The organism is Exilispira thermophila (assembly GCF_055389015.1).
This window is the reverse complement of the sequence record NZ_AP042476.1, coordinates 2500455-2519237: the sequence shown is the minus strand read 5'-3', so window position 1 is coordinate 2519237 and position 18783 is coordinate 2500455. Positions and strand designations below refer to the sequence as shown.

At 23.2% G+C, this 18783-nt stretch carries 13 protein-coding genes; 11 read left to right on the top strand and 2 right to left on the bottom strand.

Translation table 11 applies throughout. The features are described 5' to 3' along the window. The first annotated feature begins 49 nt into the window (after positions 1 to 49). The 7 genes from ACZ5EC_RS10680 (at position 50) to ACZ5EC_RS10650 (ending at position 9590) form a co-directional block, all read left to right on the top strand. Complete coding sequence (locus ACZ5EC_RS10680; protein WP_464302471.1) at positions 50 to 616, top strand: cytochrome P460 family protein; 567 nt, start codon at positions 50 to 52, stop codon at positions 614 to 616. Continuing rightward, on the top strand, positions 606 to 2171 hold the full coding sequence (locus tag ACZ5EC_RS10675) for an adenylate/guanylate cyclase domain-containing protein (protein ID WP_464302470.1): 1566 nt from the start codon (positions 606 to 608) through the stop codon (positions 2169 to 2171). The genes ACZ5EC_RS10680 and ACZ5EC_RS10675 overlap by 11 nt, the downstream gene beginning before the upstream one ends. A gap of 186 nt (positions 2172 to 2357) precedes the next feature. After that, positions 2358 to 3194 (top strand): hypothetical protein, encoded by an 837-nt coding sequence (locus ACZ5EC_RS10670; protein WP_464302469.1) that lies wholly within the window; start codon positions 2358 to 2360, stop codon positions 3192 to 3194. Positions 3195 to 3232: 38 nt separating this feature from the next. Continuing rightward, on the top strand, positions 3233 to 4039 hold the full coding sequence (gene ccsA / locus ACZ5EC_RS10665; RefSeq protein ID WP_464302468.1) for a cytochrome c biogenesis protein CcsA: 807 nt from the start codon (positions 3233 to 3235) through the stop codon (positions 4037 to 4039). 130 nt (positions 4040 to 4169) lie between these two features. Continuing rightward, a complete protein-coding gene (locus tag ACZ5EC_RS10660; RefSeq protein WP_464302467.1) occupies positions 4170 to 7436 on the top strand; it encodes a hybrid sensor histidine kinase/response regulator in 3267 nt (1088 codons plus the stop codon). 24 nt (positions 7437 to 7460) lie between these two features. Beyond that, positions 7461 to 8510, top strand: a complete 1050-nt coding sequence (locus tag ACZ5EC_RS10655; protein WP_464302466.1) for a cation diffusion facilitator family transporter — start codon at positions 7461 to 7463, stop codon at positions 8508 to 8510. A gap of 300 nt (positions 8511 to 8810) precedes the next feature. Then, positions 8811 to 9590, top strand: coding sequence for a hypothetical protein (locus ACZ5EC_RS10650; protein ID WP_464302465.1), 780 nt, complete (start codon positions 8811 to 8813; stop codon positions 9588 to 9590). A 137-nt stretch (positions 9591 to 9727) separates the two neighbouring features. Here ACZ5EC_RS10650 and ACZ5EC_RS10645 read toward each other — a convergent pair whose 3' ends face one another. Further along, positions 9728 to 11221: a hypothetical protein gene (locus ACZ5EC_RS10645; protein WP_464302464.1), complete on the bottom strand. Its 1494-nt coding sequence runs from the start codon at positions 11219 to 11221 to the stop codon at positions 9728 to 9730. A 533-nt stretch (positions 11222 to 11754) separates the two neighbouring features. On the opposite strand from ACZ5EC_RS10645, the gene lysC reads away from it, so the two are divergent. Next, positions 11755 to 13134, top strand: coding sequence for a lysine-sensitive aspartokinase 3 (gene lysC / locus ACZ5EC_RS10640; protein WP_464302463.1), 1380 nt, complete (start codon positions 11755 to 11757; stop codon positions 13132 to 13134). Between the two features lie 140 nt (positions 13135 to 13274). Then, positions 13275 to 14627: a diaminopimelate decarboxylase family protein gene (locus tag ACZ5EC_RS10635; RefSeq protein WP_464302462.1), complete on the top strand. Its 1353-nt coding sequence runs from the start codon at positions 13275 to 13277 to the stop codon at positions 14625 to 14627. Between the two features lie 104 nt (positions 14628 to 14731). On the opposite strand, the gene ACZ5EC_RS10630 is transcribed toward ACZ5EC_RS10635, so the two are convergent. After that, positions 14732 to 15934 (bottom strand): MFS transporter, encoded by a 1203-nt coding sequence (locus tag ACZ5EC_RS10630; protein ID WP_464302461.1) that lies wholly within the window; start codon positions 15932 to 15934, stop codon positions 14732 to 14734. A 527-nt stretch (positions 15935 to 16461) separates the two neighbouring features. On the opposite strand from ACZ5EC_RS10630, the gene ACZ5EC_RS10625 reads away from it, so the two are divergent. Then, entirely contained in the window at positions 16462 to 17211 is a 750-nt protein-coding gene (locus tag ACZ5EC_RS10625) for a hypothetical protein (protein ID WP_464302460.1), read from the top strand. Positions 17212 to 17434: 223 nt separating this feature from the next. After that, positions 17435 to 18466 carry a 4Fe-4S double cluster binding domain-containing protein gene (locus tag ACZ5EC_RS10620; RefSeq protein ID WP_464302459.1) on the top strand — a complete coding sequence of 344 codons (1032 nt, stop codon included), beginning with the start codon at positions 17435 to 17437 and terminating at the stop codon, positions 18464 to 18466. Positions 18467 to 18783: the final 317 nt, after the last annotated feature.

Genomic DNA, 18783 nt, shown 5'->3' with positions numbered 1-18783 from the left:
TATTATAAAATGGTTAAAATTTCAAGAAGTTTTAAATTAAGAGAATTTTATGTCAAAAAAAAGGTTAATAAAAAGATTTTCAATACAAAAAATAAAAGGGGTTCTTTTATTACTTTTATTTACTTTTGCATTTGTTTTATTTTCCTGTTCAGAAAGTAAAACAAATATTTCAAAAACAAAATTAACTAAAAATAATATTTCTGCTGATCTATTATGGAAAAGAATAACCCAGGAAGATAATTATAAACGATGGAGTAATTGGCCCGGATTAAAAGGATTCTTTAAAGGACAGGTCCCTCATGGAAGTTATCACAAAGTTTATATATCAGAGGAAATAAAAGATGCTATACCAATAACTTCAAAAAGAATTCCCGACAATGGTATAATTGTCAAAGAAAATTACACTCCAAATAAAGAATTTGATAGTTACACCATTATGGCCAAGGTTTCAGGTTTTGACCCTGAACATAATGACTGGTTCTGGGCAAAATATGATAAAGATGGGAAACCTATTGCATCAGGAATTTTGCAAGGGTGCATTAATTGCCATAAAGCCAGAGAAAACAATGACTATGTTATGATACATACGCTTGGAGAACAAGAAGATGAAAAATAATAGTCTAAAAAAAAAGAATTTAATAAAAAATAAAGCAAAAAAAAATATTGTAAAAAACAATAATAACAAAAATGACAATATATCAAAAAATACTATAGATAAAAAAATAAAAAATAAAAAATTTGTAAAACTTAATTCTATACAATTTAAAATTCTAACTTTTATCTTTATCACTTTATTAATTATTTTTATCTCTTCAACTATTATTGTATACAATAATCAGCGAGAAAATTTATTTGATGAAACATCTAAAAATATTGAATTATCAGTGCAAATTTTAATCACTGCTTTAAAAAATCTTATGCTTGATGGACAGGCCCCAATTGTAGTTGATACAATGAATCAACTAAAACAAATATATGGATTTAATGAAATAACTATTTTAAGACGAAATGGAGAACTTGCATTTAGTGATTATGCAACAATGGATACTGTTAATAATAATATTGGTACAAAATATTTTAAAAAAACTCCTAGAATTGAAGATAAAAGAAGCTCTGAAGAATTAAAACACCATTTAATTGAAATTAATACTATTTTAAAAACCTCATCTCCAATTCAAAACTCAAAAGATGATGAAATGGTTGTTGAATTCTTTTATCCTATTGTCAATCAGGCGAGTTGCATGAAATGTCATGGCTCTGATCATTCAATAAGAGGAATTGTTGATGTTCAAATTTCAACTGCCAGTATTTTTCGTAAAATTAAATTAACAAGAAACTTTTTAATTATATTTTTCTCCTCAATAGGCTTAATATTAATAGTTATACTTTACTTTATGATAAGACAAATGATTTTAAAACCTGTTTTAACTATTGGAAGTATTGTTAAAATTGTAGGACAGGGTAATTTTAAAGTTAGAATCCCACTAAAAAAAAATGATGAAATAGGAGAACTTGGAGATAAAATTAATGAAATGATAAAGGGATTAGAAGAAAGATTTATTTTATCAAGATATGTTTCAAATACTACTGAAAGATTTATAAAATCTTCATCCGTTTCTGAAAAAGAATCCAATTTTGGGGAGAAAAGGGAAGTGACAGTTTTGTTTTCTGATATTAGAAGTTTCACTTCATTTTCAGAAAGCCACTCACCAGAAGTTGTTGTTGAAAATTTAAATAAAATCCTTGGGGGTCAATCTGAAATTGTTGAAAAGTATAATGGAGATATAGATAAATTTGTTGGTGATGAAATTATGGCTGTTTTTAACAACCCATTAGATGCAATTAAAGCAGCTTACCATATGATAATGAAAGTAATTGAAATAGATAAAGAAACCCATCAAAGTTTAAAAGTTGGTATTGGGATTAATAGTGGAGAGGTTATTGCTGGTAATATTGGTTATTCAAAAAGATTGGAATATGCAATTATTGGAGATACTGTTAATGTAGCCTCAAGATTATGTAGTATTGCACCACCAAGTCAGATATTGATTTCAGAAAATGTTTACAATAAAGTTAAGGATAAAGTGATTGCGAAATTAGTAACAGGCAAAAAAATTAAAGGAAAGAAAAACCCCATTAATTTTTATATTGTAAAATCAATTAAAATGTAAAAACACTATTTCTTTTTAAAATTTACAATTGGGTTGTCTTAGAACTCAATATAAAAATAAATATTAATTATATAAATATTAATTATTAAATTTAAATATCGATTTTTAAGAGTAATTATTTAAATTGATTATAAAGAATTATACATTAATTATAAATAATTAATTATAAAACATTAATTTATTATTATGACAATTATCAAAAAAAAACATAAAATATTATTATTATTTTTACATATTCCTTTACTTTTTATATTTTTTTTATTTTTTCTCACTTTATTTTTAAACATTAAAACTGAAATTTACATAAAAAAAGATAGCAAAATAAATATAAATTCTTTTTTTAAATTAACACCCCCTTTCCAGAACTTAAAAAAAGATTTAATTAAAAATGCAAAAAATTTAAATATTACATTAAAAAATATTAATATTACCAATGAACAAATTGTATCAACCTGCTTTTTGTCTTATAGCAATAACTCTTTATCAAAGAATGATGAAAACAAAAAATATCATATTAACAAAATAAACAACATCAATAATTTAAGTAATATCAATAAGATTGAATTCACAATAAAATACAATAAACCTTTTTATTATAAAAATTTTACTTTCTATCAGAATGGAATATCTTTTAATTTTATAAATTTTAAATTTAGTTTGAAAAACAAAGTTTATGATTTAAAGAAAGATAAAAATGTACATTTAATAATAGATGGTAATGAATTTCGTTTTTACCCTATAAAAATAATAAATAGTAAAGAGATAATTTTTCAGTGGATTTTATTGGATTCAAATAATAAAATTATTAATCAAGGGTACTTTACTAATTTCAACTATACAAATGATTCATTTTTACAAAAGTTTGATTTCAAAATTATTGATCTTTCTTTTGATATTTTCAATAAAATTGAGGTTTCATATAACCCTTTTAAAAAATATCTTTTATATTTTTCTCTATTTTTTCTCTTAATGTTGATTATTAATTTTTACTTTTATATAAAAAAAATGAAGACAAATATTTAAATAGTATAAATTTTATAGTAATAACTTCAGGATGTTAAATGAATATTATTTTATTTTTTAATTTAATTTTAGGTTTTATAGTTATATCTCTTTTACTTTACAGCTATTTTGAAATAGTAAAAGTTTATAAAAAAATAAAAATGTTTAATCCATTTTTAATTATATCATTAGTTCTAATTACATTATGGTATATTATTAGAATTTTGATTTCAGGATTCTACCCTTTTGTTTCACTTTTTGAAACTCTTGTTTTCTTTTCTTCTTTAATTTTGCTTGATATTATCTTTATAAAATATATTAACCCTTTTATAAAAGCTTTAATTTTTCTAATACCTGCAATTATATATTTTGCTGCTTTAATTTTACCTATAAAATTTAAAGTTATAACTTCTGCTGATATTTCATTAAAATCTTTCTGGATAATAATACATGTACCAGCTTTTTTTCTTGGATACACATCTATTTTGTTAAGTTTTATTTTTAGTATCAGATTATTATATTTAATAAATAAAAATGCTAAGTTATCACCTTTACCTCAACCAGCTTCTCAAAATGAGATAAATAATATTGCAAAATTTTTAAATTTAGAGATTTACAAAGCTTTTATTCTTATAACAATAGGATTAATTACTGGTAGTATATGGGCTGATTATACATGGAAAACCTTCTGGAGCTGGGATCCAAAAGAAACTTCTGCTTTAATTTTGTGGATTTCAATATCATTTTATTTTCATTTTAAAAACCCTAAAATAAAAGCAATAATCACAATTATATCTTTTCTAATTTTAATTTTTACTTATATTGGAATTTCTTATTTATTCAGTGGACTTCATTCTTACATTTGATTTTTACCAACAATTATTTTTTTAAACAAGCATTTTTTTAATTAATATATTTACTTGAATTTAATAAATTATTGTTGTATTTATGTTATATAGATTTAAAAAATAAGACAAAATAAAAAAGGGTTATTTTTTGGATAAAAAATCTAAATCTTTAATTAAAAAAATCTTTATAAAAATAATATTTGCATTTTTTATAAGTGGACTAATATTAATTTTTTTAATTGAATTCCCAAATTACAAAAATAATGTAAAAATGTTAAATAATAACTATTATTATTTTTTTCAATCTCAAAGTACTAATATAGAACAATTATTTTCTACTTATGAAGAAAAAGCAAAATTTATCTCTGCATCTCAAACAGTTAAAGAAAGTTTAAATAACTTTTATAAAGGGAAAATATCTAGCAAAGGTCTAATTGATATTTTAAAAGAGAAAAACAGATATTATTCTAATTATTTTAAAGACATTGTTTCAATTTTTTATTTTGATAAAAATGGGAAAATTATCTTTAGAAATGATGAAAATATCCCTTCCCAATTTTTAAATCTTCCTGGCTATTATTCATATAAATCATTTGTACAAAATATTGTTAAAGTAAAAAATAAAAAATTTATAAAAGTATTTTCTCCTATACTGGATAATAATTCTAAATATCTTGGTTTTTCTTTAGTTTTTTACAAATCTTCTTCAATAGATAATCTTCTATCTCAAAATTATTCTATTAATAATATTGCTCTCAATATAGAATTATATTTGATTACAGAAAAAGATTCTTTTTTAAAATATTCTGATTATCAAACTTTTAATGATACTAAATTTGTTCAAATTTTGAATAAAGCTTCTCATAGAACTTCAAATAAATTTTATAAAACAGGTGATTTTTTATATAATTTTAAAAGAATAAATTATTCAAATTGGATTATTGGATTCAAAATTAATAATAAAGATTATTTCTTTAAAACAAAAGGGAATTTTTTGCTTTTTTCTTTATACATTACAGTTATTTACATTATCATATTAATTTTAATTTATATATTCTTAAAACCACTTTCAAAAAATGTTATATTGACTTTTGATGAAATGGACAATAAGATTGCAGATTTAACTTCAAAACTAAAAAATGAAAGAGATAAATACCTTACCTATCTTGATAATATTGGAAACATTTTTATTGTTCAAAAAATAAATGGAGACCTTATATATATTAATAAGCAAGGAGAAAAACTACTAGGCTACAAAAAAGAAGAATTACTTGGAAAAAATTGGTTTAAAAAAGTCCATAAAAAAGAATCAGAAGCTTTAGTAAAAGAACTTTTTAATAAGATAAAACTAAAAGAAATTGAAGCTACAAAATTATCTGTTAGCCCTCTATACACTAAACTTAATCAAAAAAAGATTATTCAATGGTATAATAGTTATATAGAAGATGAAAATGGAGATATTATTGAAATTTTTAGTTCTGGAATTGATATAACTGATAAAATTAAATTATTTAAAGAGATAGATCAAAATGTTAGACAACTTAATTTTATTATTAATTCTTTAAACCTGTTTATATGGCAATTAAAAATTTACAACAATGGAAATCATGAATTGACATATCTTTCTCCTTCTTTTACTAAAGTTACAGGAATCTCTCCAGAAATTATTTTATATTCAAATATTGATTATATTAATTTTGTTTTACCTGAAGATAGGAATGTTATTATTAATTTAAGACAGGAAGTTCAATTATACAAAGAATATTCTGGAGAATATAGATTTCAGAAAGCAAATGGCCAAATCATATGGTTAAAAGATTTTGCATACCCTTTTAAGAAGGAAAAAGATTTCGTTTTGATTAATGGGTTTTCCCTTGATATAACACAAGAAAAAGAAAATTATTTAACACATATTTTTGATGCTATTTCTGAGTTAAAAATTGGAATAATAATGTATACCAATATCAATGGAAAAGAAGGGCTTATAACTTATGCAAATGAAGCTGTTTCCCGAATTACTGAATATAATATGGAAGAAATTTTAAATAAAAAAACTGTTTTTGATTTTATGACAGAAGACTCAAAAAAAATTTTAGCTACAAGGTATAGAGATAGACTTAATGGAAAAAACCCAATCTCCCATTTTAAAACAACAATCATAACCAAATTTAATAATAAAAAAACTTTAGATTTGATGATAACAACTCATGATATTGGAAATACAAAATATATAATTGCAATTTTGATTGATATTACAGAAAAGGAAAAATTAGAACAAAATTTATTTATTAAACAAAAAATGGAAGCAATCGGATTAATTACTTCTGGAATTGCTCATGACCTAAATAATATTTTAGGAGGAATGCTTGGTTATCTTGAACTTATAAGGTTAGAGTTAAAGGAACCTAATTTTATTGAATATATTGAACAAATTATGCAAGGTGGAAACAGAGCAAAAAAATTTATTTCAAATCTTTTAGGTTATTCCAGAAAAGGGAAACTTGAAAAAAGAGCAATTGATATTAATGAAATAATAAATTCAGCTCTTAACTTGCTTAAACCAACAATTAAAAAAAATATTAAGATTAAACTGGATTTATCAAAAGATATTGATTCCATTGAAGGGGATCCAGGACAAATTGAACAAATCATTATTAATCTTTGTATTAATGCAACACAGGCAATGCTAGATGGGGGAACTCTTTTAATTAAAACTGAAAACTTTTTTATTGATGAGGAATTTTCTAAAACTCATTACAATATACCTTCCGGGAAATACATAAAACTTATGGTGCAGGATAATGGGATTGGTATGGATAAAGAAACATTAAATAAAATATTTGATCCATTTTTTACAACTAAAACAAAAGAAACTGGAACTGGCCTTGGACTTGCAACTGTATATGGTATTGTTAAAAACCATAATGGAATAATTACTGCTTATAGTGAAAAGGGGAAAGGTAGCATATTTAATGTTTATTTACCAGCATCCAACATAAAAAAGGTTAAAACCAAGATTTCAAAAGTAGAGCGCTCTCTAATTTCAGGATCTGGAACAATTTTAGTTATAGATGATGAGAAAATTTTACAAAATGTATTTTCTAAAATGTTAAATAAACTTGGATTTGATGTTTTAGTTGCTGAAAATGGTAGAAAAGGTGTTGAAATTTACAAAAAAAATAAAGATATTATAAAACTTATATTATTGGACCTAAATATGCCAGAAATGTCAGGCAAAACTGCTTTTAAAAATTTAAAAAAGATTAATCCTGATATAAAAATTTTAATTACAACAGGATTTGCTCTTAATGAAGAAGTTCAAGAGCTTTTAAATATGGGAGCAGATGGATATATTAAAAAACCATTTGATTTGTATACTTTATCAAGCAAATTAAAAGAAATCATTGAAGAATGAAATTATTTATAATCAAGGGATATTATGAATATTGAAGAAAAAAGGAAAAAACTAAAAGAATGTCTGGATGAAACTAATAATTTTGAAATTGATAATAGAAAAAATAAAGAGATTTATGCTAACCCTAAAAATATTGATATTGACCATAGCCTAAATGATAACAGAATTAATGTTATAAAAAAAGCTTCATGGATTGGTATCATAGGTAATGCAATTTTAGCAATATTAAAGATTATAATTGGTTTTGTTTCTGGAAGTTATGCTGTAATTGGAGATGGAATTGACTCTTCTTCAGACATTTTAACATCAATTGTAACTCTCTTTACAGCTAAAATTATTTCTAAACCTCCTGATAAAGAACACCCTTATGGATATTTCAGAGCGGAAACCATTTCAACTTCAATTTTAGCTATTATTATTATCATTATGGGTTTTCAATTATTTTATAACTCAATTATAAAAATAATCTTTAAACATTCAATAACCCTTCCTTCTATTCTTGCAATATACATAACTATTATTTCTATTATTGGAAAAATCTTATTAGCCTTATCACAAATTAAAACAGGAAAAAAAATTAATAGCAAAATGCTAATTGCTAATGGAAAGAACATGGAAAATGATGTCATTATTTCTTCAACTATATTAATAGGGCTTATAATAATACATATCTTAAAATATCCTTTACTTGATAGAATTATAGCTGCTATTGTTGGTTTGTATATTATATATACAGGAATTACAATATTAAATGATACCATACATGAACTCATGGAAGGTACTAATGATAAATCCATTTACAATAAAATATTTGAAATATTAAACAACACAAAATGTGTTATTAACCCTCATAGAGTTAGAGTAAGAAAACTTGCAAATCTTTATGTAATAGACCTTGACATTGAAGTTGATAGAAATTTTACAATTAAAGAAGCTCATGATATCTCAAAAATTGTTGAGAAAAATTTAAAAAAAAACATTGAGAACATTTATGATATAATGATACATATTGAACCTGAAGGTAATATCGAAAAAGAAGAAAAATTTGGTATATCAAAAAATATCAAAAATTAAAGAAAATTTAATAATTTTTCACTTTTTTAATTTTATAAATTTTCCTAATTTTTCATTTTTTTAACCTATTATTTTTTTAATATATTTTATATTCTTATCTGGGTTTTTACTATTTTGTTCAGAAGGATTTAGTCTTTTTTTATAAATTTTTGAATTCATTTTCAAAAGTATCTAATCTTTTTTTATAAGTTTTTGACATCTTTTTCAAATTTATTTTATTTTTTTGAATTTGACCATTTTTTTAATTTTTATTATCTTATGCATAGATTGGCATATTAATAAAACTTAAATAATATTAAAATGAAAAAGGATAATGGCACTCTTATAAATGATCCAATTATAAAATACAATCTAATTTTCATAATATGGTTTAATATCATTTTTATTGGATTTAATGCTATAATTTTTTATTCAAATTACAATATACATAACTATCCTTTATCTTATCTTGGTTCCCCATTTACACCTGATGGGAAAAATAACTATTTTAGTATGATAATTTTTGAATTAACACTTATTATTGATTCAATATTATTTTTCAATATTGGAAAGTTATACAGTGACAATAAACTTAACAAAGACTTATATCTTAATAAAGGTCATAATTTTAACAAAACTTACAATAACAATAATGACCAATTTAGCATAAAATATGAAGAACATTCGAAAGGAAAGTCAAAACTATTTTATACTGGAGGAGCTGGATTTATCTTGATGCTATCTCCCTGTACAATAAATAATACAATTCATAGGATGGGTTCTGCATTGGTTTTTGCTTCAATTTTTTTCTTCTCACTTTTCTTATTTATGGAATCATTTAAATTAAAGTTGCCTTTTTATTACTATTTTTTTAATATATTAAACTGGTTAATTTTGTTTCTCTATGCTATTGAATTTTTATTTGGAAAAGAAGAAAACAGTTATACACAAAAATACGCACTTCTTGGAATATTTATTAATATAATACTTGATACATTTAATTATAATAAAAAATTTTTACCCCAATTTTTGCACCTATTTTTTTTCAAAGAAATAACAAAAAATTCATCAATCCATATATTTCATAAAAAAATTATATAATGCATAAAAAAAAGCATATTAAACCCAAATTATTTAAACCTGATTTATCAATTATTGGATCACTATTATAATAATGATAATTAAAAATACTATAATATTATAATTTTTACATAATATAACAATTTTTATTATACTTTTTATTGTGAGCTAACTGCAATATTATTCCAATACCATTCTGGACTATCTGGATCACTATCATAATCCGGGATATAGATATTATCATCTATTATGTGGATCTCTTTAGAAACATCATTATAATAAAAATATTTACTTTCACCGGGATATAAAAATCCAGCCAAATATAATACAAAATTTTTTAAAAATAATCCCTGAATAAATGATTGACCTGAATAATCAGGTGTTGTTTCCCATATAGTTTCATAAGGAGAATTTTGAATATATTTTCTTAAATAAAAACCATATTTTCCTATAGTTGCCGAATCATTTATAAATCCTCCAGCCATATAATAATTACCATTATCAATAACAATTTTAAAAGGATTTGAAAGGAATAAACCACTATCATTTTCAATTGATACTGCATCTGCATTTTTCCAATAACTTAAATTACTTGAACTTCCTGTTGAATAAACATTAGAATCATTATAAACAACCTGATATAATGTTTGAGAACCATCAGGTTGATAAGTGTGTTCTATTAAGTCGCTACTATTATTAACATCAATTTTCCAGATACAACCCAAACTATTACTTGCAGAAGAAGTTCCAGCTATATAAATATCACCAGTAGTTTCATCAAAATCTAATGCATAAGCATAAGTATCCCCTATATTCATAATTGGTTCTAAATCAAAAAATGTTGTTCCATCGAACAAAACTCCTGTATATATTGTAGAGCTATTATATTTACAATATCCTAAAATATAAATCTTTTCATTAAAAATTTTAATAGCTGTTATTACAAAAGTTTGATCGTCCAAGTTTGATGGAAAAGAAATAAAATTATCTATCCTTTCTCCATTTTTCCAGTAACAAAATATTTTTTTATTGTATTCATTAAAATAGTATCCTGCAACATAAATATTGTTATCTTCGTCAATATCAATTGCAGTTGCATAGGAGTTAAGACCCATTTCATATAAATCATTTCCAATTTCAACCTTTTGACCATCTTTCCAGTAACTTGCTATATACTCAGTATCAGAAAGCATATATGTTCCAGCTATATAAGTATAAACTTTCAAATGGATGCTCCCTTCTATCCCTTTAGAATAATTTACATTATCATCATCATATCCAAAAATTTTATAATAATAATCTTTTGTTGGATCAACTGTATCTACACAGGATAAATCTGATCCTGTATAAACAACTCTAACATCAGTTGATACCTCATCATTAATACTATATAATTTCCCTTTTTCAGGTTCCCATGTTATTGTGTTATGGCTTCTTACAACTAAAACATTTTTAAAATCTTCTGGATTAGACCAGTTTATACTTAGTTTATTTAAATTTACCTGTTCAATATGTATATTTGATACATCTACATTCTTTAATGGATTGCAACCATAAAAAAATGAAAATACTAATAAGGCTAATAAAAATAAAACAAAATAATGTAAATAATATTCTAATCCATACTTTGAATTAATATACTTCACTTTCATCTACTCCCCCACAATTATAATTAATAAAAAAGAATTTTCCTTTTTAACCTTTGAAATATTTATAAAGATTTTTAAATAGAAGAAAGAAGAAATAAAAAAGAAAATTCTGTTATACTTTATTTTTTTATCACAACTTTAAAAAAAAATCAACAAAACTTTAAATAATTTTATAGTTTTTCATATTCGACAAATATAAGTATTTAAATAGAAATTAATGAAAATTTATAATTTTTTTCCTCAAATTTAGATAATTATTTTAAATATGGTGTCTTTATTCACTTTGCTTTCAACAGCTATTTAACACAAACATTATTTGCGAAAGTTATTTAATAATATTAATTTGAAAAAATCATAAAATTTTAACCATTTTTTCATTTTAACAAAAGTTGTTTGAAATTTATGGTTAAGTAGTAAATCTTGACAATTTTACTTTTAAACTTATAAATTTATTCAATATATATTGATTATGTTTCACAATTATTAAAATTAATGCAAAGATATTTTATTTAAGACAATTCAGGGAGAAAAAATATATGAGTAGTAAAATACAAATTTTAAAATTTGGTGGGACCTCTGTTGCTGATGCTATAGCGATGAATAATGTTTATAAGATCATAAAAACAACTATTACAAATAGTATAGATACAAATCTTATTATTTTTTTATCAGCAACTGCAAAAACTACTGATCAATTACTTGAAACTATTAATTTTGCATTAAAAAATGACCTTAATAAAGCACTGGAAACAAAAAATAAAATATATGAAAGACATTTTAAAATAATAAAAGATCTTGATTTAACAAAAGATAATAAACTTGTTGATTCAATAAACGACCTTTTTAAAAAATTGGAAATTTTGATTAAAGGAGTGTATTATCTTGGAGAAATCACACCCAAAGCAAAAGATTCAATATTAGCAACAGGAGAATTATGTTCTACATTGATTTTTTCATCATTTTTAAAAATTAAGCTGAATAATATTTCATCAAGCTGGTTTGATATAAGAGAAGTTATGATTACAGATTCTAATTTTTCACAGGCTACCCCTGATTTTAATGAAATAAAAAATCAAAGTGAAAAAGTTCTTATCCCTTTTATTAAAAATTACACCATTATTATAACTCAAGGTTTTATTGGATCTACTAAATCTGGTGAAACAACTACTCTTGGTAGAGGGGGTAGTGATTATTCAGCATCTATAATTGGGTCAATTTTAGATGCTGAAAAGATAGAAATCTGGACTGATGTATCTGGAATATATACAACTGATCCTAGAGTTGTAAAAAATGCATATCCACAAATAGAGGTTTCATTTAAAGAGGCAGCAGAACTTGCATATTTTGGTGCAAAAGTTCTTCACCCCAGCTCCATTTTACCTGCAATGAATAAAAATATTCCAGTTTATGTTAAAAATACACATTCACCAGATGAACCTGGTACACGAATAGCAAGCAATAAACAGGAAAATAAAAATTTAATAGCTATAGCATTTAGAAAAAATGTAACAATGATTAACATTGAATCAACAAGAATGTTAAATGCTTATGGATTTTTAGCAAAAATATTTTCGATATTATCAAAATATGAAATTTCAGTTGATTTAATATCAACTTCTGAGATTAGTGTTTCTTTAACACTTGATTCCAAAATTGTTAATCTTGATGCTATAAAAGAACTAAAAAAATATGCTAATATAACAATTAAAGAAAATGTTTCAATTATTGCATTAGTTTCAGAAAACATTAAAATTATTGAAAATTTTTTAGAAACAGTTTTTAAAACTCTTAAAAATATACCTGTTGAAATGATTACTTATGGTTCTTCTAATATTAACTTGAGTATTGTAGTAGAAGATAAATTTTTAGAGGAATCTATTAAGAAATTGCACAAAATGTTTTTTGAAAATATTTAAAAGAATTGAAATAACTAAAAAAATTAAAATTGACAAAATTCTAAATAGATAAAAATAGATAAAAATGGATGAAACTCTAAATAGATAAAAACTTAATATAATTTAAACAATTAGATTGAAACAATTTTAAGGGGTTAAACATGTTAAAAATCAAAAATAACAAATTTTTTATTGAAGAAGTTGAAATATCACTAATAGAAAAAACTGGTACTCCTGTTTATGTATATTCAAAACAAAAACTCATAGAAAACATAAGAAATTTAAAAAATGCAATTTCAAAATACTTTAATAATTATAGAATTCAATATCCAATAAAAGCAAATAGTAATCCTTATCTGCTTGAAATTATTAAACAGGAAGGATTATTTGCAGATTGTGGAACTAAGGGAGAATTATATATTGCTAAAAAAACAGGATTTAACCTTTCAAAATCTACATATACAGGAAACTATGAAAGTATAGAGGATTTTAAATATGCTTTAGACTCTGGAATTATTTTAAATTTAGATGATTATACAAGGCTTAATGAAGTTTTAAAAATTAAAAAACCAGATATTATCTCTTTTAGAATAAACCCGGGTATTGGTAGAGGTGGATTTGAAGGTATTGTTACAGCAGGTGCTGATGCAAAATTTGGTATCCCATATGAAAAAACTTATGAAGCTTACAAATTAGCTTTAGAGAAAGGGATAAAAAAATTTGGAATTCATATGATGACCGGTTCCAACAATTTAGAACCTTACTATTTTGCAGAAATAACACAAAAATTGACAATGATTGCAGGTGAAGCTTTATCAAAACTTGGGATAAAACTTGAATTTATAAATATAGGTGGTGGATTTGGAATACCTTATAAAAATGATGAAAAAGAGCTTGATCTTGATAAAACATTTTTTCATATCAAAGAAGTTTTTAATGAAAATATTAGAAAATATAATCTTGGAAATCCAGCTCTAGTAATTGAACCAGGAAGATATATAGTTGGAAATACTTCAATCATATTAAGTAAAATTAATCATATAAAAAAAAGCTATAAAAATTATATAGGGATAGATTCTGGAATGAATACATTGTTAAGACCTTCACTTTATAAAGCTTATCATAGATTCTATTTTCAATCTAAAGACAATAAAATAATTTATTCTTCAGATTTGCATAAATTAAACAATAATATTTCAAAAGATCCTACCACACAAAAAGAACTGGATAAAATAATTGGATTACAGGATATTAAAAACTTAAAAGAATATTTTATTACCGGTCAAATATGTGAAAATTCTGATATCTATCCTTATGAGAGAGAAATTGGTGAAGTTGAATCTGGCGACCTCTGTATAATTGATAATGCAGGAGCTTATGGTTTTAGTATGGCATCCAATTATAATAATATTCCAAAACCTGCTGAAATCCTTATCGATAAAGATAAAATAATTTTAATAAGAAAGAGAGAAGAATTAGAAGATATATGGAAGGATATTATAATTGGGTTTTAAATTATATTTAAATAAGAAGCTTAAGATTCTTTTTATATGTTTATTTATTAAATTTATAAACTCATCTTTTCTATTATTGATTTTTATTGAATGCATATTCTTTTTTAAAAAGCATTATCCGGGACAACTTTTTTAAACTTTAAGAAATATACACTAGTTCCAAATAAAATGAATAAAAAGAAAGACATTAAATAATAGGTATTTTTTAATAAAAAAAGATCTGAAAAATATCCAAGAAACATTATTAAAATCATTTTAACTAAATTTAAGCTAAAACTATTTAAAGAACCAATAGTACTTTTTATTTGATTTTCAGGACAATTATCGAGTAATATTTTGTTAAAAATTACTCCCCAGCTACCAAAAGCAAACTGTTGAAATATTATTGCTGTAAAAATTAATAGAATATTATTTGAAGTACCAAAAAATATAAAGCTTATAATTATAAGAATACCAATTCCTAAATAAGTATATTTATAACTTAAGGATTCAACCAGTAAATTTGCATATTTTCCACCAATACCCATTATTAACATAAAACTTGCATAAATTAACCCAAAATATTTAGTTGAAATCCCCATAAGTTTAAATTTTACCTGATACATTTCAAAATTGAAAATTAAAAAACTAAAAATAATTGAAGTACTAAGAATTAAGTAAGTCAGAGTTTTATTATTTAAAATTACTCTAATCGCTTTTTGTGGAATTACAATGTATTCTTTTATCAGTTCATTAAAATTTCTATTTTCTTTTTTATGATAATCCCCTGGTAATAAAAGAACTGATACTAAAGATAGTAACCCTAACAAGGAAGTTCCAATAAATACAATTCGCGAATTTATTACATATAAATAAGAACAAAAAATTGCAATAATAGCAGATGTAATTTTTTTTATAAATTCGATTTTTCCATAAACTACTAAATATTTATCATTAGTTTTTTCTTTAATAAAGGTATGCAAATATGCAGTATCAGCTCCTGAAATAAAAGCTCCTGATAAAGCTAATAAAATTTGAGTAATAGCAAATCCTATAAATGAAGGATATATAATATAAAATATTGCATGGATTGAAAACAAAATTGTTCCCAGAATCATAGATATTTTTTTACTTATTAAATCAGCTAAAATTCCTGTTGGTATTTCAAAAATCATTATAGAAAATGAAAATATAACTTTTAATATTGATATTTCACTTAAAGACATTGAGTATAGTAAAAACCATGTTATTTTTACAGGTAAAATAAAATTTTGAGTGTAAAAAACTCTATAAAGGGTAAACAATATGTATTCTTTTTTTATTGCCATATAATCTTCTTCTCCTTTTTTATTTTAAATTAAATTTACAGTATCCATATTAACTAATAAACTGTTACCATTTTTTGTTTCTAATGCAAATATATTATATTGTTTAGCATACTATCCCTTTTTATCAAAATTTTATACTGGAAGTATATCCTTTTTCCAGTAAAGATATAAAATTTATACTTTATGTTTAATAATTTACTACAGATATAAACTTAAACTAATGCGTAAGGGTATAAGGACAAATTTAATTTTATAGATATGAAATATCTTTTTTATTGTCTCCTTTTTTGCTTTGAAATTTTTATAAAATCATTGAATCTTATTTAATCTAACATCAATAAAAATAGATATTGACTTTTTACTTTTATTTAAGAGAATTTATATAGCACAGTTAAGTTTTAATTATATGGTTTAATTTAAAAAAACTTATTAAAACATTTATTTAAGAAAATGGAAATAATAATCAATTTACTACACTTAAAAAATAAATATCCTGTATCTTAACAAAACAAAAAAGAAGATTTTATATGATTTTAAAACTTTCAAAATTAAATCATATAGTTTACTTTCTTACATTCACCTGTATAAACTATCTTATTGCAATTGCTTATATACAATTCTTTCCAGATATTAACTTATTACTAAAATTACTAATGACGATAATTGTATTTATATTAATGTTTACAATATCATCTATTTTTTATGGTAATCCTTTCAAATTTAATCAATTATCTTCTTATTTTAATAGTTTAATACATATATTAACATTATTAGTTATTGGAAATTTGATTCCTGTAATTATTATCATTACAACAGGTACAACAAAGATTTATATTGACGCTAAACCTTCATTTGTTAATAAGTGGCATTTTTGTTTACCATTTTATGCTTTAATTCATTGGGGATTTGTTAGCATAATGATTGCTTTTTTTTATCATTCTATAACTTATGAATTATTTAGTAAAAAAAACAAACTTATTGGAATAATAGCTTCAACATTTTTGTTTACAATAAATTATAACTTACCTTTAATTTCAAATTACTGGAATATCTGGGATATTTTATTTTTTGGAGCTGCTTTTGCTTATTCTTATTCAATTAAAAAGAATCCCTGGGCTTTAATAACAGCATATTTACTATCTGAAGTTCCTTTATGGTGGTGCATATTAGCCCCATTTGGGGAAACTGTCTTTGCTTCTTATTTCTTTGTAAGGTTTATTATATCAATCATTGCACTTTTCTTTTATGTAAACAAGTTTTTAAAAAAGGAAAAATAATCTTTCAAATTAGATTTATACATTATGTTTTTACAAGAATGATTCTAATAAAAATTTATTTATTAATAATTCTTATGTCATTTTATAAAATCTAATTATATACTTTTCTCATTTTTTTATTATACTAAAAATATGATTTAAATATATTAATTATATAAGATGTAACTTTTACTTTTATATACACTATGAAAAATTTAATTATATTTAAAACAGGATAAAATTAATGAGAAAATATGATGAAAGAGACACAATGTTTGCAAGAGCAACCTATTTATCTGGAACAAAAATTTATGAAGATTACTATAAAAGAAATCCTGATAAAAAAGAGATTGATGATAAAATTAGAGCAATGCCTCAAATCTGTTCTCCACAAACACCAACTTATGATCCAATTGGTTCAAAACTTGTTGATGCAAGTTTTAAATTTTTATCTGATTTAAAACAATTTTCATACAAAAAAGGGATTAAATTAAAAGAAAGTGAAAAAATTAAATTTGATAAATACGAGATTACTTTAAAAATTAAAAATTATGCTAAAAGTATGGGAATTGACCTTGTTGGTATTACAAAAACAAAAGAGTACTTTTATTATTCTTATCAGGGAAGACACCCTGAAGTTTATGGTAAAAAAGTTACTCTAAAACATAAATATGCAATTGTTTTTGCAAAACATATGAATAGAGTTAATATTCAAAAAGCTCCAAAATTTGAAGAAGTTTTTGAAAGTGCTACAACTTATGCAAAAGTTGGTTTCCCAGCTATATGGATGGCTTATTTTATAAATGAACTTGGTTATGAAGCTAAAGCTCACACTGATGCAAATTATTTAATGATTTTACCATTAGTTGCCAGAGAAGCTGGAATTGGTGTAATTGGTAGAAGTGGAATGTTAATTACTGATAATTTTGGCCCTGCTGTAAGACTCAGTGCGGTAACTACAGATTTAGAACTTGTTGAGGACAAACCATTGGATTATCCAATAATTGAATTTTGCAAATTGTGTGGATTATGTGCGAAAAGCTGTCCTGGAAGAGCTATACCTGCTGATGATCCTCAAATTATTGAATCAGAAGATTCTTCAAAAGACAAAACTTACAAATGGAATGTAAATCAGGAAAAATGTTATACTTTCTGGAGAAAAATTGGAACAGATTGTGGAGTGTGTTTAAAAGTTTGTCCTTTTGGAAAAAAAATTAGACTCCATGATTTCAATAAATATTCTATAACAACTTTAATTGAAAAAGTTTTTAATTAAAAATCAAATTATAAAAAATAAATAGGAATAAAACAATATTAAAAAATTAACAAATAACAGCAATAATTTTTTTAAAATTTATTTGTCTTCTTTTAATTTATAATTTCATTTATTATAAATCATTATTTAAATAAAATTAACAGCTAAAAAAAATATACTATTATTAAAAACCATTTATATATCTAAACAATTTTAAAAAGCATATCAATAAATATTTAACAATTACTTGACAATATATTTTTTTGTGTCATATATTTCACGACTGAAAAAGTGGAACTTCCGCTTTAAGGTCTATCTACTTACTTATCCAGAGGAGT